This is a genomic window from Aeromonas sp. EERV15 (genome assembly GCF_900079845.1).
Classification (GTDB): Bacteria; Pseudomonadota; Gammaproteobacteria; order Enterobacterales; family Aeromonadaceae; genus Aeromonas; species Aeromonas sobria.
The window spans coordinates 1-441 of sequence record NZ_FKKY02000158.1 but is presented as its reverse complement, the minus strand read 5'-3'; the positions used below and the strand labels follow the sequence as shown (position 1 = coordinate 441).

Annotated in this window: 1 protein-coding gene; it reads right to left on the bottom strand. The window is 73.5% G+C overall.

The window, feature by feature from the left end:
- Positions 1-441: hypothetical protein (locus BN4575_RS22975; RefSeq protein WP_176716471.1), on the bottom strand; the 441-nt coding region annotated here is incomplete at both ends.

The following is a 441-nucleotide window of genomic DNA, read 5'->3' as shown; positions in this document are numbered from 1 at the left end:
GCGCCGCGAGCAGTTCCGGCGTGGCGCCTGCGTCGGCGAGCACCCGAGCTGGCATCGTGCCCATCATCGTCTCCAGCTCCCGTGCGAGCGTCTCCAGCGTTCGCGCGCGGGTGTCGGGCCGCTCGGCCTCCTCGGCCAGCTTCTTCACCCGCGCGAGCTGCTCCGGCGACCGCCCGGACAGGTTCCTGAAGGCGCGCAGTCCGGCCCGCCGGAGCTCCCGTGAGTCACGGAGCCGCGCCGACCTCGAAGCGCCGGCGCCGGCAGCATCGATCACGACAGCATCGAGCGCGGCGACCTCGACGGCCAGCGCGCGCGCCGTCTCGAGGTGGTAGCGCAGCCGCAGCGCACCGTAACCCTGGATGCGCCCGGCCAGAATGAGCGGCAGCGCCGTGCGGCATGCATCCAGGCAGTCGTCCAGTAAGGCCGCGGACTCGACCTCGG